The 19,542-nt window shown below is 73.0% G+C and carries 16 protein-coding genes; 8 read left to right on the forward strand and 8 right to left on the reverse strand.

What is annotated here, in order from left to right:
• The first annotated feature begins 10 nt into the window (after positions 1 to 10).
• The gene (locus tag CP981_RS32900; RefSeq protein WP_085922469.1) at positions 11 to 3,199 is read left to right on the forward strand and encodes a bifunctional cytochrome P450/NADPH--P450 reductase; all 3,189 of its coding nucleotides are present in this window, start codon (positions 11 to 13) and stop codon (positions 3,197 to 3,199) included.
• A gap of 247 nt (positions 3,200 to 3,446) precedes the next feature.
• Here CP981_RS32900 and CP981_RS32910 read toward each other — a convergent pair whose 3' ends face one another.
• A complete protein-coding gene (locus CP981_RS32910; protein WP_085925011.1) occupies positions 3,447 to 4,019 on the reverse strand; it encodes a DUF2165 domain-containing protein in 573 nt (190 codons plus the stop codon).
• A gap of 174 nt (positions 4,020 to 4,193) precedes the next feature.
• Between CP981_RS32910 and CP981_RS32915 the strand changes: the two genes are divergently transcribed.
• A complete protein-coding gene (locus CP981_RS32915) occupies positions 4,194 to 5,228 on the forward strand; it encodes a phosphatidylinositol-specific phospholipase C domain-containing protein (RefSeq protein WP_085925010.1) in 1,035 nt (344 codons plus the stop codon).
• Here CP981_RS32915 and CP981_RS32920 read toward each other — a convergent pair.
• From CP981_RS32920 to CP981_RS32950, 7 genes are all read right to left on the reverse strand, one after another.
• Complete coding sequence (locus CP981_RS32920; protein WP_085925009.1) at positions 5,200 to 6,327, reverse strand: trypsin-like serine peptidase; 1,128 nt, start codon at positions 6,325 to 6,327, stop codon at positions 5,200 to 5,202. The two genes, CP981_RS32915 and CP981_RS32920, sit on opposite strands and share 29 nt — an antisense overlap.
• Before the next feature lie 286 nt (positions 6,328 to 6,613).
• On the reverse strand, positions 6,614 to 7,543 hold the full coding sequence (locus CP981_RS32925; RefSeq protein ID WP_085925008.1) for a phosphatidylinositol-specific phospholipase C: 930 nt from the start codon (positions 7,541 to 7,543) through the stop codon (positions 6,614 to 6,616).
• Between the two features lie 146 nt (positions 7,544 to 7,689).
• Positions 7,690 to 8,652 (reverse strand): L-histidine N(alpha)-methyltransferase, encoded by a 963-nt coding sequence (egtD, locus tag CP981_RS32930; RefSeq protein ID WP_085925007.1) that lies wholly within the window; start codon positions 8,650 to 8,652, stop codon positions 7,690 to 7,692.
• Complete coding sequence (egtC, locus tag CP981_RS32935; protein WP_085925006.1) at positions 8,649 to 9,404, reverse strand: ergothioneine biosynthesis protein EgtC; 756 nt, start codon at positions 9,402 to 9,404, stop codon at positions 8,649 to 8,651. The genes egtD and egtC overlap by 4 nt, the downstream gene beginning before the upstream one ends.
• 37 nt (positions 9,405 to 9,441) lie before the next feature.
• The gene (gene egtB, locus CP981_RS32940) at positions 9,442 to 10,764 is read right to left on the reverse strand and encodes an ergothioneine biosynthesis protein EgtB (RefSeq protein ID WP_085925005.1); all 1,323 of its coding nucleotides are present in this window, start codon (positions 10,762 to 10,764) and stop codon (positions 9,442 to 9,444) included.
• Complete coding sequence (gene egtA, locus CP981_RS32945; protein ID WP_085925004.1) at positions 10,761 to 12,038, reverse strand: ergothioneine biosynthesis glutamate--cysteine ligase EgtA; 1,278 nt, start codon at positions 12,036 to 12,038, stop codon at positions 10,761 to 10,763. The genes egtB and egtA overlap by 4 nt, the downstream gene beginning before the upstream one ends.
• A gap of 331 nt (positions 12,039 to 12,369) precedes the next feature.
• On the reverse strand, positions 12,370 to 13,581 hold the full coding sequence (locus tag CP981_RS32950; protein WP_085925003.1) for a pyridoxal phosphate-dependent aminotransferase: 1,212 nt from the start codon (positions 13,579 to 13,581) through the stop codon (positions 12,370 to 12,372).
• A gap of 113 nt (positions 13,582 to 13,694) precedes the next feature.
• On the opposite strand from CP981_RS32950, the gene CP981_RS32955 reads away from it, so the two are divergent.
• The 6 genes from CP981_RS32955 to CP981_RS32980 all read left to right on the forward strand — a co-directional run bounded on the left by CP981_RS32955 (position 13,695) and on the right by CP981_RS32980 (position 19,530).
• On the forward strand, positions 13,695 to 14,369 hold the full coding sequence (locus CP981_RS32955) for a winged helix-turn-helix transcriptional regulator (protein WP_085925002.1): 675 nt from the start codon (positions 13,695 to 13,697) through the stop codon (positions 14,367 to 14,369).
• Entirely contained in the window at positions 14,366 to 14,848 is a 483-nt protein-coding gene (locus CP981_RS32960; protein ID WP_085925001.1) for a phosphatase domain-containing protein, read from the forward strand. Before CP981_RS32955 ends, CP981_RS32960 begins: the two co-directional genes overlap by 4 nt.
• A gap of 76 nt (positions 14,849 to 14,924) precedes the next feature.
• Positions 14,925 to 15,995 (forward strand): glycosyl hydrolase family 18 protein, encoded by a 1,071-nt coding sequence (locus CP981_RS32965; RefSeq protein ID WP_085925000.1) that lies wholly within the window; start codon positions 14,925 to 14,927, stop codon positions 15,993 to 15,995.
• Between the two features lie 177 nt (positions 15,996 to 16,172).
• Complete coding sequence (locus CP981_RS32970) at positions 16,173 to 17,171, forward strand: NADPH:quinone oxidoreductase family protein (RefSeq protein WP_085924999.1); 999 nt, start codon at positions 16,173 to 16,175, stop codon at positions 17,169 to 17,171.
• The gene (locus CP981_RS32975) at positions 17,168 to 18,370 is read left to right on the forward strand and encodes an acyl-CoA dehydrogenase family protein (protein WP_085924998.1); all 1,203 of its coding nucleotides are present in this window, start codon (positions 17,168 to 17,170) and stop codon (positions 18,368 to 18,370) included. The genes CP981_RS32970 and CP981_RS32975 overlap by 4 nt, the downstream gene beginning before the upstream one ends.
• Positions 18,367 to 19,530 carry an acyl-CoA dehydrogenase family protein gene (locus CP981_RS32980; protein ID WP_085924997.1) on the forward strand — a complete coding sequence of 388 codons (1,164 nt, stop codon included), beginning with the start codon at positions 18,367 to 18,369 and terminating at the stop codon, positions 19,528 to 19,530. Before CP981_RS32975 ends, CP981_RS32980 begins: the two co-directional genes overlap by 4 nt.
• Positions 19,531 to 19,542 lie beyond the last annotated feature (12 nt).

Genomic DNA, 19,542 nt, shown 5'->3' on the forward strand with positions numbered 1-19,542 from the left:
CGCTGGAGACATGACCGACACCATCGCGCTCCACAGCGACGAACGCGCCGCCGACGACGGCATTCCGGTGGCCGACCTGACGGACGCCGGGCTCACCCACACGCCCATCCAGCAGTCCATGGACCTCGCCCGGATTCACGGCCCGGTCTTCAAGCGCAAGTTCGGCGAGCGGGAGACGCTGTTCCTCTCCTCGCTCGATCTGGTCACCGAGGTCGCCGACGAATCCCGCTTCAGCAAGGGTGTGTCGGTCGTCCTGGAGAACGTCAGAGAGTTCGCCGGTGACGGTCTGTTCACCGCCTACAACGACGAGCCGAACTGGGCCAAGGCGCACGCGGTCCTGATGCCGGCCTTCGCGCTCGGCTCGATGCGCACCTACCACCCGGCGATGCTCAAGGTCGCCCGCCGGGTCATGGCCGCCTGGGACCGGCGGGTCGCCGACGGCACGCCCGTCCAGGTCGCCGAGGACATGACCCGGATGACGCTGGACACCATCGGACTGGCCGGCTTCGGCTTCGACTTCGAGTCGTTCTCCCGCGGCGACAGCTCGCACCCGTTCGTCGAGGCCATGGTGCGCTGTCTCGAATGGAGCATGACCAAATTCTCCCGCGACCCCGACGCCGACCACTCGGCGGCGGACGCGGCCTTCCAGGTCGACGCCGACTATCTCGCGTCCGTCGTCGACGAGGTCATCGCCGCCCGCACGGCGAGCGGCGAGAGCGGCGACGACGATCTGCTCGGCCTGATGCTCGGCGCCCGTGGGCAGGACGACGGCGCCGCGGCCGACGGCCCCACCCTGGACCTCGCCAACATCCGCAACCAGGTCATCACCTTCCTGATCGCCGGCCACGAAACCACCTCGGGCGCGCTCTCCTTCGCCCTCTACCACCTGCTCAAGGACCCGCTCGCGCTGCGCATGGTCCAGCGCGAGGCCGATGAGCTGTGGGGCGACCAGGCCGACCCCGACCCCTCGTTCGAGGACATCGGACGGCTGCCGTTCACCCGGCAGGTCCTCAACGAGGCGCTGCGGCTGTGGCCCACCGCCGCCGCCTTCACCCGGCAGGCCCATGAGGACACCCTGCTCGGCGGCCGCTACCCGGTGAAGGCCGGGGAACTGGTCACCGTGCTCACCCCGATGCTGCACCGCGACCCCGCCTGGGGCGACAACCCAGAGCTGTTCGACCCCTCCCGCTTCAGCCCGGAGACCGAGGCGGCCCGCTCACCGCATGCGTACAAGCCCTTCGGGACCGGTGAACGCGCCTGCATCGGGCGGCAGTTCGCGCTCCACGAGGCGACCATGCTGCTCGCCCTCCTCGCCCACCGCTACCGCCTGATCGACCACGGCGACTACCGGCTGCGCATCAAGGAGACGCTGACCCTCAAGCCCGACGGGTTCACCCTCACCCTGGCCGCCCGGACGCCCGCCGACCGGGCCGCGGTCCGTGCCGCGCTGGCCGTGCTGCCCGGCGGCGCCGAGGGCACCGGGAACGACGCGGCCACCGACGAGGGGCTGCCGGCCCGCGTCCCCCAGGGCACCGGACTGCTGCTGTTGCACGGCAGCAACTACGGCACCTGCCGTGAGTTCGCCGAGCGGCTCGCCGACGGGGCCACCGGACTCGGCTTCGCCGCCGATGTGGCGCCGCTGGACGCCTACGCCGGTGCGCTGCCCGCCGACCGCCCGGTCGTCATCGTCGCCGCCTCCTACAACGGCCGGCCCACCGACGACGCGGCCGCCTTCGTCCAGTGGCTGAACACCGCGCAGGACGGCGCCGCCGCGGACCTGCCGTTCGCCGTGCTCGGCGTCGGCGACCGCAACTGGGCCGCCACCTACCAGCACATACCCACCCTGATCGATGACCGGCTCACCGCCCTCGGCGCCCACCGGCTGCTGCCGCGCGCCGAGGCCGATGCCTCCGGCGACCTCGGCGGCACCGTCAAGGAGTTCACCGCGGCGCTGCGCACCGAGCTGCTGACGCGGTACGGCGACCCGGCGACCGTCGGCGCCGGCGAGGCCGCCCCGGAGGACACCGGCTACACCGTCACCGAGATCACCGGCGGCCCGCTGGACGCCCTCGCCGCCCGCCATGACCTCGTCCCGATGACCGTCACCGAGGCCTACGACCTCACCGCCGACGGCTGGCCGCGGCCCAAGCGCTTCCTGCGGATCGCCCTGCCGGACGGCGTCACCTACCGCACGGCCGACCACCTCGCCGTGCTGCCCGCCAACGGCCCCGCCGCCGTCGAGCGGGCCGCCCGGGCCCTCGGCGCCGACCTGGACACCGTCCTCGCGCTGCACTCCGGCCGCCGCGCCGGACGCGACACCCTGCCGGTCGACCGGCCCCTGACGGTGCGGCAGCTGCTCACCCACCACCTGGAACTGGGCCTGCGGCCGACACCCGACCAGGTCGCCGTGCTCGCCGCCCACAACCCCTGCCCGCCCGAGCGGCACGCCCTGGAGACCCTCGCCGAGGACGATCCGCGCACCCTGATCGACCTGATCGAGGCCCACCCGGCGCTGCGCGGCGCGCTGCCGTGGCCGACGGTCCTGGAGCTGCTGCCGCCCCTGCGCCCCCGGCACTACTCGCTGTCGTCCTCGCCCGCCACCGACGCCCGGCACGCCGATCTGATGGTCTCGCTGCTGCGCGGCGGCACCGGCTCGACCTATCTGCACGGTGTGCGGCCCGGCGACACCGTACTGGCCCGCGTCCAGCCCTGCCGCGAGGCCTTCCGCCTCGACGCGGCCGATGACACCCCCGTCATCCTGGTCGCGGCGGGCACCGGCCTCGCACCCTTCCGCGGCGCCGTCGCCGACCGCGTCGCCGCGGGCCAGCAGTCCCCTGCCCGGCTCTACTTCGGCTGTGACGACCCCACCGCCGACTTCCTGCACGCCGCGGAGTTCAGCAAGGCCGAAGCCGCCGGCGCCATCTCCGTACGCCCCGTCTTCAGTGAGCGCCCCGAAAACGGCCACCGCTTCGTCCAGCACCGGATCGCCGCCGAGGCCGCCGAGGTGTGGGAGCTGCTGAAGGCCGGCGCGCGGGTGTACGTCTGCGGGGACGGCAGCCGGATGGCCCCCGGTGTACGGGCCGCCTTCCGCGAGCTGCACGGAGCCCACACCGGCGCCTCCCCGCAGGAATCCGAGGCCTGGCTACGTGAACTGACCGCCTCCGGCCGCTACATCGAGGACGTGTACGCGGCGGGCTGAGGACCGCTCAGGCCCCCGCAAGGCTCGCCCCCGCCCCCTCCCCCTCCTCCCCCTTCGGGGGAGGGGGCGGGGGTGGGTTCGGGGGTGGGGGGAGGTGAGGCCGGCTCTTCGGCCCGTCAGGTGCCGCACACCGGGGCAGCGTGCCGCGGGATCGCCGTACGGCGCGGGAAGCGGCTGGTCGGCGCCGAGACCGTGGGCGGCGCAGGGGGCCGGCGGGCCGTCGCGCCCTTCGCCGATGGCAGAGGCCCTAGGAGGCTTCCCCGCCCTCCGCGCCAACCGCGCCCTCCGCGCTACCCCGCCCGGTCGCCCCCGGGAGGTGGACGACCAGCAGGGCGATTCCGGCGAGGGTGACATTGCGCGTGGCCGCCTCCAGGCCGTTCCAGGTCTTGGACTGCCACATGGAGAACCACTCGCCGCCGATGGCGAGGAAGCCCGCACCGAAGAGGAGAAGGAGCATCAGCAGGCCGACGGTGCTGACCAGCCGCGCCCGGGCGAGACGGTCCCGGCGGCGCAGGCCCTGGGCCCACAGGGCGGTGGCCGCGATCAGGACCAGGGCGGCGAGCGTCTCCCAGGCGATGATGCCCAGATACGCGGCGTCCTGCCAGGTCTGTGAGGTGATGGCCCGGCCCATCAGGTCCGGATCCTTGAAGGTGGTGTCCATGGCCAGGACATGCCGGACGAACTCCTGATTGGTGCCGAAGTCCGTGATATTTCCGAAGGCCACGAGGGCGATATAGAGCGCCACGATGCCCGTGAGGGTGGCGGCCGCGAGCGGCAGTCCGGTGTGCGGTATCCGGTTGGTGGAGCTTTTGTCGGACATGGGTCCTCCCCGAGTCGATGGTGTCGTCTGATCTTTGCTTATCCGCCCACCACCCCGTGCGCCCCATGGCCCTCAACTCCCGTACGCTGCTCCCCGATCGACCGGGTGACCGACCGGTCGATCAGCCGTTGGGCGAGTGCCCGGACGGCCGAATACCTAGGGGAAGCGGGGCACATGAACGGGAAGCGGTGTGTGGGAACGGTCGCCGTCGCGGCGGCGGCGGTGCTCGCGGCGACCGTGCCGGCGGGCGCCGAGCCGGCCGGCACGACATACGGCACCAGCACGTCCGTGGGCGTCCACAACGCCTATGAGAAGGAGAAGTACCCGTACTTCGCGGATGCCCTGGACTCCGGCGCCGCGCTGCTCGAACTCGACCTCTGGACCAACGGGCTGGGCCGGTCCTTCCGGGTCTCGCACAGCAACCCACTGGGCAACAACAGCAACTGCGAGGGCGCCGCGAACCCCTCGGAGCTGCGCACCAAGGACCGCAACCAGGACTTCGCCGGGTGCCTCGCCGATGTGCGGGCCTGGCACGACGCGCACCCCGGCCACCGTCCGATCCTGTTCAAGATAGAGATGAAGGACGGCTTCAACGCCAAGGGCGGCCGCGGGCCCGCCGAGTTCGACGCGCTGGTGCGCGAGAAGCTGGGCGATGCCGTCTACGGCCCCGGCGATCTCACCGCCGGGCACGCCACACCCGACGAGGCGGTGCGGGCCGGCGGCTGGCCCTCCCGCGCCGACCTGGCCGGCAAGTTCCTGATCGAGCTGATACCCGGCACCGTCGAGGAGAAGAACCCGTTCGACAAGCTGTGGACGGACGTGGAGTACGCCGGCCACCTCAAGAACCTCGCGGCACAAGGGAAACTGGACCGGTCGACGGCCTTCCCCGCGGTGCACGGCGCCGCCCCCGGCGACCCCCGCGAGCGCTATGCGGACCCCGCGCTGCGCCCGTGGTTCGTGGTCTTCGACGGTGACGCCGCGACCTATCTGAACGGCAGCATCGACACCGCCTGGTACGACACCCGGCACTACCTGCTGATCATGACTGACGCGCAGAACGTGCCGCCGGCCATCGACGGCACCCGCCCCACCGAGGCCCAGGCGCTGGCCCGGGTCAGGCAACTCGCCGCCGCCCACGCGAGCTTCGCCACCGCGGACTGGTATCCGCTGCCGTCGGTCCTCAAGACCGTGGTGCCGCGCGGGGCCTGACGCCCGACGCCACGGCCCGGGTGCCGGCCTGCGGGGGCCGCGGTCCCGGCTGCGCGGTCGCCCGCCGGTAGAGCGCGGCCACGTCCGGGCCGAACCGGCTGCTGTACGAGACGAGGTCGTCACCGCCCTCGTCGAGACCGCCGATCACACCGATCAGCGCACCGGTCCCGGTGGCCGGATCGAGGTCGGTGAGCATCGGCCCGCCGCTGGTCCCGTTCGGGAACCCCGGGCAGCTGAAACGGAGTTGGGCCGGCCCCTGGGCGTCCGCCGTGTGCCGGCAGCTGACCGGTATGTCCCGGTCCTCGGGATAGCCGGTCAGCTGCGCCGGGCGCCCGGCCGGTGTGTCGAAGCGGATGCGTTCGGCGCCGGTGACGTCCGCTATCCGGTCGCCGGTCCGGCCCGCCCGGCGCACCCGCAGGAACGCCACATCGTGGTCCGGGTCCCGGTCCCGGATCCAGCGCGGGTCGACATGGATCCGGGTGGGCACCCACAGGCCGTACGGCGCTATGCCGTCGTGCAGACCGGGCGCGAACACCAGCCGGGTCCGGAAGCCGTCGTCGTGCACACAGTGCGCCGCGGTGGCGATCAGGTCGCCCGCCGGGGACTGCACCACGCTGGCCGTGCAGTGGTGGACCGGCTTGCCCTCGTCGTCGGGGGAGAAGAGCGCGCCGATCGCCGGCGAGGGGGCCGCCGGGGCGGCCAGCAGCGGCCGGGACCGGGACAGCGAGGACGCCATGACGCTGTCGTGCCGTGCGGCGGCCACCTGCGGGCCGGGCCGCTCCTGGTAAGGGCCGGCGAGCACCGCGGCGGCGGCCTGGTCGCCGTCGGCCCGGTTCGCCGAGTAGGAGCCGGTGGCGGTGTCCCCGGGGGCCAGGAACGGATCGCGGGACGGGGAGCTCAGTGCCAGGACCGTGCTGCCCACGACCACGGTCAGCACCCCGAGCACCAGGGTCACCCGCAGCGGAACGCCGTCCCGGCCGCGACCGGTGCAGGCCGGCCCGCCGGGACCCGGGCAGACCCCGGCCGCCGGCACCCCGGCGACCTCGGCCGCCCCGCCGGCGCTGTCCGCCGGCACGGTCCCGCGCTCGCTCGTCTCCACCAGCCGCCGCCTCCCCGCATCAGCCGGAGGCACCCCCTTGGACGCAGGGGCGACACCGGATCCAGACATTTCACCCAGTCTGATGCAGGGGTGGCCGCTGTGGTTGGGTCACCCGGCCGCCTCATTCCGTACGAGCGGCGAAGAGCACCGGAGAAACCCGCACCGGGGCACCCGGCGGACCCGGAATCGCGGGTCCGGCGGACCGCTCGCACCGAGTGTGGTGAGGCCGCCGTTCCCTGGGCCGGTCGGGTGAACCGAGGGGCGCCGCCGAGCCCGCCGGCCGCCGTCAGGCCGCGCGCCGCAGCCGCCGCCCCGCGAGGTTGTGCGCGATCAGCGTCCCGGCCAGGCCGGCCTCGTTCGGGAAGTCCATCGGCACGATGCCCAGCCCGGTCCAGCCGCTCCCCTCCGGGCCCGTCAGCAGCTTCTTGACCTGCGGGTTGAGGCGGTCGGCGTTGGAGCGGGGCGGGAGCCAGGCGGAGGTGCTGACGTAGTTGACGAAGAGCTTGCCCGGCTGGGTGACGGCCTTGCGGAACTGGGCCTCGATCTTCGGGTACTTCCCGAACGGCTCCGCCATGTAGTCGTCCTGGATGTCGAACAGCTGCGGATCGGCGTAGCGGACGCCGCCCAGGCCGTCGGAGTCCGCCAGCAGCACCACCTTGCCGCGCGCCTCACCCAGCGTCGGCAGACCGGCATCGAGCCGGAACAGCGACCGGTAGCCCTTGTCGTCCAGATAGCTGCCGAAGATCCGGCGGAACTCCTCGGCGGAGACCTCCGAGTACTCCTGCTTGACCCGCATCAGCACCGTCTCGGAGGGGTGCGCCCGGAGGAACGCCCGGCAGGCGTTGAGCACATCGCCGAACATCAGCTCCTGGTAGAAGGCGCCGTGATGGATGGCGAAGACGTTGTCGATGGCCCGGCAGCGGACGTCCAGGAAGCGGATGCCGGAGGCGAGTTGGGCATCGACGGAGGTGTTCTGGCAGGCCACCCAGGGGCCGCCCAGCCGGGCACCGGAGTCATGGGTGCCGGGGATCGTCAGCCGCTGGACCGGGGTGCCGTCGCCGAGCGCCGCCATCCAGTCCGCCACGGACACCGCGGACGCCCGGCGTTCCGCGGCCCCGGCCGTGAACTGCCCGCTGCCGACGCCGGCCAGCACCCCGGCGGCCGACAGTCCGGCCGCGCCCCTGAGGAATCCCCGTCGATCCAGCACCGGTCCCATGCCGCTTCCCCTGCCCGTCGAGTCGGCGTGCGTGCGCACCGGCCGTCCGGTGCGCACACGCGGTCGGGGCATCGAACCACATCGCGCGCGAACACGGCACCCGGCCGGCGGCCCCGAAGGACACGCCGGCCGGGAAGCGGCAACTGTCAGACCCGGAAGGACAGGGACAGCGCGAAACGGTCCGCACTGTCCGTCCACCAGTTCTTCAACTCCAGCCCCGCGGCGGCCAGTTCGGTGCGCACGCCCTCCTGGCGGAACTTGGCCGAGACCTCGGTGCGCACCTCCTCGCCCGCCGCGAAGGTCACCGCCAGGTCCACTCCCGGGATCTTGACGGTCAGGTCCTTACGGGCCCGCAGCCGCATCTCGACCCACTCCTGCCCGGCGTTCCACAGAGCGACATGGTCGAAGTCCGCCGGGTCGAAGTCGCCGCCCAGCTCGCGGTTGATGACCTCCAGGACGTTCTTGTTGAACGCGGCCGTGACCCCCTGCGGATCGTCGTAGGCGGTGACGAGGGTGGCCTCGTCCTTGACCAGGTCGGTGCCGAGCAGCAGGGCATCGCCCGGGGACAGCATGGCGTGCACGGAGTGCAGGAACGCCGACCGCTCCTCGGGGAGCAGATTGCCGATGGTGCCGCCGAGGAAGGCGAGCAGCCGCGGGCCGGGCGTCCGGGGGAGTTCCATGCCCTGCTGGAAGTCGGCGACCAGCGCGTGCACGGTCAGCCCGGGGTGTTCGGTGAGCAGCGCCTCGCCCGCCGCGGCCAGCGCGGATTCACTGACGTCGATGGGCAGATAGGTGTGCAGTCCGGTCAGCGCGCCGAGGAGATGGCGGGTCTTGTCGGAGGAGCCGGACCCCAGCTCGATCAGCGTGCGGGCCTGGGTGGCCGTGGCGATGTGATCGGCGCGGGTGAGCAGGATCTCCCGCTCGGCCCGGGTCGGGTAGTAGTCGGGCAGCTTGGTGATGTCCTCGAACAGCTCGCTGCCGCGGGCGTCGTAGAACCACTTCGGCGGCAGCTGCTTGGGGGTTCGGGACAGCCCCTGGGCGACATCGGCGCGCAGTGCGGCCGCGGTGGCGTCGGCAGGGAGGGTGCGGGTGATGCTGAGCGGGCTCACGTCGCGGGCTCCTTGAGCGGGGTGAGGTGGACTTCGGTCCCGGTGGCGCGCAGCAGCGTGCGGTCGGGGACCTCGGTCCAGTGGGGGGAATCGTCGTACGGCTCGGAGGCGACGACCGTGCCGCCTTCGGGAAGGGCCAGATGGCACAGCGTGTCGCCCCAGGTGGTGGCGGCGATGGTGGTGCCATCGGTGAGCAGCAGATTGAGCCGGGACCCGGGTGCGGCCCCGGCGACCGCCGCGACGGTACCGGCCAGCGCGTCGCCGAGCTCGTCGCCGCGCGCCAGCCGGTGCAGGACCAGCGCCCACAGGAACGCCGCGTCGCAGCGGGCCGGCAGCCGCAGCAGTTCCTCCGGCGGCAGCTCGGCGGCCAGCGGGGCGAGCGCGTCCGGCCAGCCGGCCACCGCGCCGTTGTGGCTGAACAGATAGCGGCCGGTGGCATACGGCGCGGCCGCGGCCTCGGCGTCCGCCCCGGCCACGGTGGCGTCCCGCACGGCGGCCAGCAGCGCGCCGGTGCGCACCACCCGCGCCAGGTCGGGCAGCAGATCATCGCCCCAGATCGGCCCGGCCCGCCGGTAGCGCGCGGGCACCGGGTCGCCGGGCGCGTACCAGCCGACGCCGAACCCGTCGGCGTTGACCGTGCCGTGGCGCTGGCGGCGGGGCGCCCATGACTGCCGGTAGAGGCCGTGCGGCGGGGCGAGCAGGAGCTGACCGAAGGGCCGCTCCGGTCCCAGGTAGGCAAGGTGACGGCACATCAGGCACCGGCCTCCCCACGGGTCGGGGCCGCGGCCCTCATGCGTCCACCGCCGCCGGGTCGGCGTCCCGGGCGGTCCGGAACCCGGCGAAGATCTGCCGGCGGACCGGCAGGTCCCAGTTGCGGAAGGTGCCCCGGCAGGCGACCGGGTCGACCCCGAACGAACCGCCGCGCAGCACCTTGTGGCCGTCGCCGAAGAACACCTCGGAGTACTCCCGGTAGGGGAAGGCGGCGAAGCCCGGATACGGCAGGAAGTCGCTCGCCGTCCACTCCCACACATCGCCGATCAACTGCCGGATGCCGAGCGGTGACTGGCCGTCCGGATAGCTGCCGACGGGGGCGGGCCGCAGATGCCGCTGGCCGAGGTTGGCATGCGCCGGGGTGGGGTCCTCGTCGCCCCAGGGGTAGCGCCGGGACCGCCCGGTCGCCGGGTCATGGCGGGCGGCCTTCTCCCACTCGGCCTCGGTCGGCAGCCGCCGGCCGGCCCAGCGTGCGTAGGCGTCCGCCTCGTACCAGCTCACATGCAGCACCGGCTCGTCCGGCGGCACCGGCTCGGTCACCCCGAACCTCCGCCGCAGCCACTGGCCGCCGTCGCGCTTCCAGAAGAGCGGGGCGCGCAGCTTGTGCTCCTGCACCATCGCCCAGCCGGCCTCGGCCCACCAGCGTCGCTCCTCGTAGCCGCCGGCCTCGATGAACCGCTGGTAGGCGCCGTTGCTGACCGGTGTGGTGTCGATCAGGAAGGCGGGCACCAGCCGGCGGTGGGCGGGCCGTTCGTTGTCCAGCGCCCAGGGCTCGGTGGAGGTGCCCATGGCGAACGGGCCGCCGGGGACCAGCACTTCGGCCGGGAGGAGGTCGTCGGGGGCGGGCGGCGGCTCGGGCGCGGTGAGCACGGCCGGGCCGGTGCGCAATTGGTGCGTGATGAGCATGGTCTCGTCGTGCTGCTGCTCATGCTGCGCGATCATGCCGAAGGCGAAACCGGAGTCGAGCAGCGGACCGCCGTGCAGCGGGGCGCTCTCCAGGATGTCCAGCACCCGGCCGCGGACCTCGGCGACATAGCCGTGTGCCTCGTCGGGTGCCAGCAGCGGCAGCGAGGGGCGTTCGGACCGGGGGTGCTCGAAGGCGTCGTAGACGGAGTCGATGTCGGGGCGCAGCGCGTCACGGCCGCCGACGGTGCGCAGCAGCCACTGCTCCTCCTGGTTGCCTATGTGTGCCAGGTCCCAGACGAGCGGGGACATCAGCGGGGAGTGCTGGGCGACGAGGTCGGGATGCTCGACGCAGGTGGTCAGCAGGCGGGTGCGGTCGCGGGCGGCCAGCAGCGCCGAGGCAGCCCGCTCACGAAGGAGCTCGGGGTCGAGGGTCACTGGCTGTCCTTCCCAACGATGAGGTCGCCCTCCGCGGCGTACAGGGCGTCGAGATGGTCGTCCGCGGGGCAGCGGCCGCGTGCCACATAGCGTTCGGTGAACTCCGCGACCGCCGCGCGCACCTCGGGGGAGGCCCCGAGGCGCGGCAGGGCCTCCTGCGCGGCGGCGAAACAGGCCACCGCGGCGGTGTGCAGCTCCGGGTCGGTCAGCGCGGCGCGGGCGGCATGCCGCCACAGCGGGTTGCGCGGCGCGGGGCGGGAACCGGCCGTCTCCGCCAGGGGTTTGACGATGCGGTACGCCCGCTCGGTGGCCTCCGGGTCGTCGAACAGCGCGGCCGTGACGGCCAGCGGCACGATCCACCCGGCATCACCCGACTGCGCGTCGATCATGCGCAGTTCCAGATGGCCGCGCGGCCGTACCGGCGGGAAGAGCGTCGTGACGTGGTAGTCCAGATCCTCCTGGGTGGGCGGTCTGGGGACGCCGGTACGGATCCACTCGCGGAAGGTGAGCCCCTCCGGAGCGTCCCAGTGGCCGTCCTCGGAGCGGATGCACATGACCGGTGCGTCGAGGACGTAGCGCGCCCAGGCGGTGCGCGGATCCGGCCCCGGGGGCGGGGCGAGCGTACGGGCCGGGTCGAGCTGCGACCAGATGACCTGGCGGGTGGTGCGGTAGCCCGTAGGGCAGGACTCGCTGATCGGTGAGTTGGCGAACGCCGCGGCCAATACGGCGCCCAGCAGATGGGCCAGCAGCCAGCGCCGGCTGTATCCGAGCGGTCCCGGCTCCTCGTGGCCGGCGTCCACACACACCTGCACGGACGCGGTGGCGCACATCATGGACCGCCCGGCGGAGCCCCAGCGGTCGAAGTACGCCTCCATGGCGTTGTAGCGGGGATCGGTCAGTACCCGCCGCGGAGAGTGCCACGGATTGTGGCCGTGGCCGGCCAGGCCCAGGCCCATGGCCAGCATGGCGGGCCGGACCTGCGCGAGATCGGCGGTGACGGCCTCGATGCAGTCGGTGAGGGAGGTGGCGGGCAGCGAGCTGAGCTCCAGCTGGCCGCCGGGTTCGAAGGTCAGCAGAGAGGTGAGGGGGAGTGCGCGCAGGGCGGTGGCCGCGCTCTTCAACCGGTCCGGTTCGACCGGACATCGGGGGTTGCGCGCATCATGGACCAGCCATTCGATCTCCACGCCGATTCGGCGCGGCGGGCCCGTCTTGAAGCATATTCCGTGCAGGTGAGCTTCCAGTTCCGCTTCCGATACCGCAGGTCGTACGGGCATCGAATCCCTCTCCCTTGTGGGGTGACGGCAGGATTGCCGCCCTCCACCTAATCTCCTGCGGGCGATGCGCTCAAGAGCGCGTTCGGCCGGTGGACGGCGGAACGGGCGCCCACCGGGCGAGAGGGAGGGCCGGGGCCCGGAGACCACCGGAGGTGCCGCGGGGCCTCCTCGGCGCCAGGGCGGCCTTCCTGCCCGCCGCCCGGCCCCGGGACCGTATGGGCGGGCGGCGGACGGGGCCAGGGAAGGGGTACGGCCGTTCGAGTGAGTGCGGGGCGGGGTGCGGTTTGCCGCCTTGGCCGGCCGGCGGCCCGGTGTGGCCGGGCGCCCGGCATTACTGGCGGTAGCCCGCCAGGAAGCGTCCGATCCGGCTGATCGCCGCGTCCAGGTCATCGGCGTGCGGGAGGGTGAGGATGCGGAAGTGGTCCGGACGCGGCCAGTTGAAGCCGGTGCCCTGGACGACCTGGATCTTCTCCCGGAGCAGCAGATCGAGGACGAACTTCTCGTCGTCGTGGATCTTGTGCACGGCCGGATCGAGGCGGGGGAAGGCGTAGAGCGCGCCCTTGGGCTTGACGCAGGAGACGCCCGGGATCTCGTTCAGCCGCTCCCAGGCCCGGTCGCGCTGCTCGTGCAGCCGGCCGCCCGGCAGCACCAGGTCCTGGATGCTCTGCCGGCCGCCGAGCGCGGCCTGGATGGCGTACTGGGCGGGGGCGTTCGGGCACAGCCGCATGGAGGCGAGGGTGCCCAGGCCCTCCAGATAGTCGGCCGCGTGCTGCTTGGGGCCGGAGACCACCAGCCAGCCGGAGCGGAATCCGGCCACCAGGGAGGACTTGGACAGTCCGCTGAACGTCAGACAGACCAGGTCGGGAGCGAGGACCGCGGCATGGTGGTGGACCGCGCCGTCGTACAGGATCCGGTCGTAGATCTCGTCGGCGAAGACCATCAGCCCGTGGCGCCGGGCGAGATCGAGCATGCCGTCGAGCAGCTCACGCGGATAGACCGCGCCGGTCGGGTTGTTGGGGTTGATGATGACCATCGCCCGGGTCCGGTCGGTGATCTTCGAGGCGAGGTCGTCGAGGTCCGGCAGCCAGTCAGCGGACTCGTCGCAGAGATAGTGCACGGGCTTGCCGCCCGCGAGGGAGGTCACCGCCGTCCAGAGCGGGAAATCGGGGGCCGGGATGAGGACCTCGTCACCGTCGTCGAGGAGGGCCTGCACCGCCATCGAGACGAGTTCGGAGACGCCGTTGCCGAGGTAGATGTCATCGACGCCGACGTCGGGCAGTCCGCTCTGCTGGTAGTGCTGGGCGACCGCGCGGCGGGCCGAGAGGATGCCGCGGGACTCCGTGTAGCCGTGTGCGCGGGACAGATTGCGCATCACGTCCTGAAGGATCTCTTCGGGGCACTCGAAGCCGAACAGCGCCGGATTGCCGGTGTTCAGCCGCAGCACGCTGTGGCCCGCCTCCTCCAGCGCGTCCGCGTGCTCGATCACCGGCCCGCGGATCTCGTAGCAGACGTCGGCCATCTTGCTGGACTGCTTGAACTGCATGCGGTGGCCTCCCGGTCGCTCGCTCACCGCGCGGCGCGGCAGCATTCGTCACAACGTACTTGGTTTTACCAAGCCGGCACTTGGAAAGTCCAACCTCTGTCTATGCTGGTGTCATGCCGCGCCGAAGCTATGACCAGTACTGCGCCGTCGCCCGGGCCCTGGACGCCGTCGGCGACCGCTGGACGCTCCTGATCGTCCGGGAACTGCTGGGCGGCCCCCGGCGCTACACCGATCTGCACGCCGACCTGCCGGGTGTCAGCACCGACATGCTCGCCTCCCGGCTCAAGGACATGGAACGGGACGGTCTGACCACCCGCCGCCGGCTCGCCCCGCCCGGCGCCGCCTTCGTCTACGAGCTCACCACCCGCGGGCACGCACTGCTGCCCGCGCTCACCGCCCTCGCCGACTGGGGCGCCCCCGCCCTCGACGAGCGACGCCCCACCGACGCGCTACGGGCCCACTGGTTCGCGGTCCCCCTCATGGCGCGGCTGGCCCGGCACTTCACGGACGGCACCGACGTCATCGACATCGCCCTCGACGAGGGCGAGTTCCATGTCGTCCTCGGCGGCGACGGGCCGGAATCCGGCCACCCTGAGGGCGGGCCCGGCTACGCGGACGGCCCGGCCGAGCACCCCGACATCCGGCTGCGGATGGACACCGCGACCTGTGCCGATATCGCGTACGATCGCCTCTCCCTCGCACGGGGAATCGAATCCGGCCGGATCGCGGTCACCTTGCCCGAGGGATCCGGTGCACGGCAGCGACGGAAGAGGACGACAACGGCATGACGACGCGCCCCCTGGCGGTCTTCGACCTGGACGGCACGCTCGCGGACACCGGCCACCGCCAGCATCTGCTGCGGCAGACTCCGCGTGACTGGCGGGCCTTCTTCGCGGCGGCCACCGAGGACCCTCCCCTCGTCGAGGGGGTGGCCCTGGCACTGCGCAGCACCGAGGACTGCGAGGTCGTCTATCTGACCGGCCGTCCGGAGCGCTGCCGCCGGGACACCGTGGCCTGGCTCGCCCAACACGGCCTGCCCGAGGGCAGGTTGTGGATGCGCCCGAACCATGACCGGCGCCCGGCGCGGCACACCAAGCTGGAGATCCTGCGCCGGATCGCCCGCGACCGGGAGATCCGCCATGTCGTCGACGACGACGAACTCGTCTGCGACGCCTGCGAGGAGGCCGGTTTCCGGGTGATCCGGGCCCGCTGGGCCACCCCGTCCGAGACCCTGCGGGACGCCCAGCAGCGAGCCGGGCGCACTTAAGGGCTCCGCCCCCCGGGCGCGTCCGTTCGGCCGAACTGACGGTACGTCAGTAATTGCATCGGGTAGCGCTCGCGAAATGGATCAAGCATCAGGAACCCGGTCGCGCACCGGGCTTGCGCTACTGCTGACCGCGGCGTTGCTCACCGGGCTCTGGACCCCGGCGGCCGCGGCGGCCCACGACCCGAGGAGCGGCGGGCGGACCGGCTCGGCCTGGCTGCCCTACTGGGGCGATATCGACGCCGCCTACCGCGACGCGCTGCGGCACGCCGCCCAGCTGCACACCGTCAGCCCCTTCTGGTACGAAACCTCCTCCGACACCGCCGTCAAGGGGCACACGGGCGCGGGCCGGCGCGACATCATCGACGGGCTGCACGACGCCGGGATCGATGTCGTGCCCACCGTGACCGAGACCCTCGGCGCCGCGAAGATGGCCGCGCTGATGCACGACCCGGAGCGGCGGCGGGACCATATCGACACGCTCCTGGACCTGGTCGAGAGCCGCTCCTACGACGGGCTCGACCTGGACTACGAGGCGATGGCCCTCAGCGGTGACCGGGAGGACCGCGACCGAGTGCGGACCGGCTACAACGCGCTCGTCAAGGAGCTGTGCGCACGGCTGCACGAGAGGGACAAGCAGTGTGTGGTCACGGTGCTGGCCCGGGTCCGCGGCAGTGGCCAGGCCTTCGACTACGAGCGGCTCGGCCGGTACGCCGACCGGTTCCGCATCATGGGCTACGACCTGCACTGGTCCGGCGGCGACGCGGGCCCGCTCTCGGCCAGGGACTGGTACGACGAGTTCCTGCGCTACGCCACCGACACCGTCCCCCGGCACAAGATCGAGGTGGCCTTCCCGGGCTACGGCTGGGACTGGATCCGCGGGGTCACCGGCCATGCGGCCCATGTGACCTGGAAAGAGGCCGAGGCGCTGCGCGAGCGGGAGGACGCGGACTACCACTTCGACGAGGTGTCCGGCACCCCGCACTTCACCTACCGCAAGGACGGTGCGGAGCACGAGGTCTGGTACCAGGACGGCCGCGGGGTCCGCGCGCAGCTGCCGCTGCTGAGGAAGTACGGGGTGCGCGGCACCGGCCTGTGGGCACTCGGGTTCGAGGACCCGGACTTCTGGTCCGCGCTCCGCGACGGGTAGCCGCGGCGCGGCCGCGGACGGCGGGCCCCGCGCCACGGTGCGCCGGGGCCCCGCGAGGGATGCGATGGAGTGGCGAAGACTGTTCCCTACGGGATACCGACCGCTTAGTATGTCGCTGGCGAGGGGGCCGGTGTGCCCTCCGCCCCACCGCGTATCCAAGGTCTGTGGAGGCACCAGGTGAAGGCATGGCGCGTACACGCGAACGGCGAGCCGCGTGCGGTGATGCGGCTGGAGGAGGTGCCGGACCCGCAGCCGGGGCCGGGGCAGCTGCTGCTGCGGGTGCGGGCCGCCAACGTCAACTTCCCGGACGCCCTGCTGTGCCGCGGCCAGTACCAGGTGCGGCCGCCGCTGCCGTTCACCCCGGGCGTGGAGATCTGCGGCGAGGTGCTCGCCGTGGGGGAGGACGCGACCGGTGAGACCGGTGCGCGGGTGCTGGCCCAGCCGCCGCTGCCGGACGGCGGCTTCGCCGAACTCGCCGTCGTCGACGCGGCGACGGTACGCCCGGCCCCCGAGGCCCTGGACGATGCCGAGGCCGCCGCGCTGCACATCGGCTACCAGACCGGCTGGTTCGGACTGCACCGCCGGGCCCGGCTCCAGGCGGGCGAGACCCTGCTCGTGCACGCCGCGGCGGGCGGTGTCGGCAGCGCCGCCGTCCAGCTCGGCAAGGCCGCGGGCGCGACCGTCATCGGCGTGGTGGGCGGCGCCGACAAGGCCCGGACCGCCCGTGAACTGGGCTGTGATGTCGTACTCGACCGGCGTTCCGACGACCTCGTCGCCGCCGTGAAGGAGGCCACCGGCGGCCGCGGCGCGGACGTCGTCTACGACCCGGTGGGCGGCGAGGCGTACGCCAAGTCCGTCAAGTGCATCGCGTTCGAGGGCCGGATCGTCGTCGTCGGCTTCGCGGGCGGCGCCATCCCCACCCCGGCGCTCAACCACGCGCTGGTGAAGAACTACGCGATCCTGGGCCTCCACTGGGGCCTGTACAACACCAAGGACCCGGCCGCCATCGACGCCTGCCACGAGGAGCTCACCAAGCTCGCCGCGCAGGGCGTCATCAAGCCGCTGATCGGCGGACGCGTTCCACTGGAAGGGGCCGCCGACGCCGTCCAGCGGGTCGCCGACGGCACCTCCGTCGGCCGGCTCGTGGTGGTTCCCGGAGCGGAGGAGGCCCGATGACGGACGCCGATGACCTGCGCCGGCGCACCGCCGAGCTGCTCGCCGCACACCCTCCCGCCATCACCGGGCGGCTGGAGTTCCTGCGCGCCCGCTTCGACGCCGGGCTCGCCTGGGTGCACTTCCCCCGGGGCCTCGGCGGACTGGACGCGCCGCGCTCCCTGCAAGCCGTCGTCGACGCGGAACTGGAGGCCGCCGGGGCCCCCGGCAACGACCCCGGCCGCATCGGTATCGGCCTCGGCATGGCCGCGCCCACGATCCTGCGCTTCGGCGCCGACGAGCAGAAGCAGCGGTTCCTGCGCCCTCTGTGGACCGGCGAGGAGGTGTGGTGCCAGCTGTTCAGCGAGCCCGGGGCCGGCTCCGACCTGGCGGCGCTGGCGACCCGCGCGGTCCGGGAGGACGGGGGAGAAGCCGGAAGCGGGGGTGACTGGATCGTCGACGGCCAGAAGGTCTGGACGTCCAGCGCGCATCTGGCCCGCTGGGCGATCCTGATCGCCCGCACCGACCCCGGCGTCCCCAAGCACCGCGGCATCAGCTACTTCGTGTGCGATATGACCGACCCCGGCGTCGAGGTGCGTCCGCTGCGGCAGATCACCGGCGAGGCCGAGTTCAACGAGGTCTTCCTCACCGGTGTCCGGATCCCCGACGCCCACCGCCTCGGTGCGGTCGGCGAGGGCTGGAAGGTCGCCCAGACCACGCTGATGAACGAGCGGGTCGCCATCGGCGGCGCCCGCATGCCCCGCGAGGGCGGCATGATCGGCGTCGCCGCCGCCGACTGGCGCGCCCGCCCCGAACTGCGCACCCACGACCTGCACCAGCGGCTGCTGAAGCTGTGGGTGGAGGCCGAGGTCGCCCGGCTGACCGGTGAGCGGCTGCGCCAGCAAATGACCAAGGGGCAACCCGGCCCCGAGGGCAGCGGGATGAAGCTGGCCTTCGCCCGGCTCGCCCAGGAAATCAGCGGCTGGGAGGTGGAGTTCCTCGCCGAGGACGGGCTGACCTACGACGACTGGACGATGCGCCGGCCCGACGGCGTCGACTTCACCGGCCGCGAGGCCGGCTACCGCTATCTGCGCGCCAAGGGGAACTCCATCGAAGGGGGCACCTCGGAAGTGCTGCTCAACATCGTCGCCGAACGTGTGCTGGGGCTGCCGCCCGAGCCGCGCACCGACAAGGACGTCGCGTGGAAGGACCTCCCCCGATGAACGACGGGACCACCCTGCCCGCCGCCATGGCGCCCGACCCCGACCTCCTCTACTCCGAGGACGAGGACGCGCTGCGCGCCGCCGTACGGTCGCTGCTCGCCGCCCGCAGCGATCCGGCCACCGTGCTCGCCGGCCTGCAGTCGGACGTCGCCTACGACACCGGCCTGTGGCACTCCCTCGCCACGGAGATCGGCACCGCGGGCCTGCTGGTGCCCGAAAAGCTCGGCGGCGCGGGCGCCACCGCCCGCGAGGCCGCCGTGGTGCTGGAGGAGATCGGCCGTGCCGTCGCCCCCGTCCCCTATCTGACCAGCGCGGTCCTCGCGGTGACCGCCCTGCTCGGCTGCGAGCACGACCGTGCGGATGTCGCCGCGTCGCTCGCCGCGCTCGCCGAGGGCCGCACCGTCGGTGTGCTCGCCGTCCCGCTGCCCACCGCCCCCGGCGGGCTGTCCGGTCCGGCGTCCGTACGGGCCGATGCCGGCGGCGCCCTGACCGGCCGGGTGACCTCGGTCGCCGATGCCGCGGCCGCCGAGCTCCTGCTCGTCCCGGCCCAGGGGCCCGACGGACCGGCGCTCTACGCGGTGGACCCGTCGGCGGGCGGGGTGCGCACCGACACCGTCACCCCGCTCGACCTCACCCGCCCCCTGGGCCACCTCACCTTCGACGGCGCCCCCGGCCGCCTCCTGGCCACCGGGGACCGCGCCGGCGCCACCGTCGACCGCGCCCTGCTCACCGGTGCCGGACTGCTCGCCTCGGAGCAGCTGGGCGTCGCCGAATGGTGTCTGGCCGAAACCGTGCGGCACACCGCCGAGCGCACCCAGTTCGGCCGCCCCGTCGGCTCGTTCCAGGCGCTCAAGCACCGGATGGCCGCCCTCTGGCTGGACGTGGCCTCGGCCCGCGCCGCCGCCCGGAACGCTGCCGACGCCCTCGCCACCGAGAGCCCCGACGCCCCGGTGGCGGTGGCCGTCGCCCAGTCGTACTGCGCGCCGGTGGCGGTGCGTGTCGCCGAGGAGTGCGTCCAGCTGCACGGCGGCATCGGCATGACCTGGGAGCACCCGGCGCATCTGTATCTCAAGCGGGCCAAGAGCGATGAGCTCGCCCTCGGGTCGCCGGGGCGGCACCGGGAGGCCCTGGCGGGACTGGTCGGGATCGCCGCGCCGTAAAGGCTGTGGGCC

It is taken from the genome of Streptomyces platensis (assembly GCF_008704855.1).
GTDB lineage: Bacteria > Actinomycetota > Actinomycetes > Streptomycetales > Streptomycetaceae > Streptomyces > Streptomyces platensis.

What these genes read in the sequence shown, in the direction of transcription:
- CP981_RS32910 (WP_085925011.1), bottom strand. Translation starts at nt 4,019, where the DNA reads ATGTCCGACAAAAGCTCCACCAACCGGATACCGCACACCGGACTGCCG.
- CP981_RS32975 (WP_085924998.1), top strand. Translation starts at nt 17,168, where the DNA reads ATGACGGACGCCGATGACCTGCGCCGGCGCACCGCCGAGCTGCTCGCC.
- CP981_RS32900 (WP_085922469.1), top strand. Translation starts at nt 11, where the DNA reads ATGACCGACACCATCGCGCTCCACAGCGACGAACGCGCCGCCGACGAC.
- CP981_RS32915 (WP_085925010.1), top strand. Translation starts at nt 4,194, where the DNA reads ATGAACGGGAAGCGGTGTGTGGGAACGGTCGCCGTCGCGGCGGCGGCG.
- egtA (WP_085925004.1), bottom strand. Translation starts at nt 12,038, where the DNA reads ATGCCCGTACGACCTGCGGTATCGGAAGCGGAACTGGAAGCTCACCTG.
- CP981_RS32950 (WP_085925003.1), bottom strand. Translation starts at nt 13,581, where the DNA reads ATGCAGTTCAAGCAGTCCAGCAAGATGGCCGACGTCTGCTACGAGATC.
- CP981_RS32965 (WP_085925000.1), top strand. Translation starts at nt 14,925, where the DNA reads ATGGATCAAGCATCAGGAACCCGGTCGCGCACCGGGCTTGCGCTACTG.
- CP981_RS32960 (WP_085925001.1), top strand. Translation starts at nt 14,366, where the DNA reads ATGACGACGCGCCCCCTGGCGGTCTTCGACCTGGACGGCACGCTCGCG.
- CP981_RS32980 (WP_085924997.1), top strand. Translation starts at nt 18,367, where the DNA reads ATGAACGACGGGACCACCCTGCCCGCCGCCATGGCGCCCGACCCCGAC.
- CP981_RS32955 (WP_085925002.1), top strand. Translation starts at nt 13,695, where the DNA reads ATGCCGCGCCGAAGCTATGACCAGTACTGCGCCGTCGCCCGGGCCCTG.
- CP981_RS32925 (WP_085925008.1), bottom strand. Translation starts at nt 7,543, where the DNA reads ATGGGACCGGTGCTGGATCGACGGGGATTCCTCAGGGGCGCGGCCGGA.
- egtC (WP_085925006.1), bottom strand. Translation starts at nt 9,404, where the DNA reads ATGTGCCGTCACCTTGCCTACCTGGGACCGGAGCGGCCCTTCGGTCAG.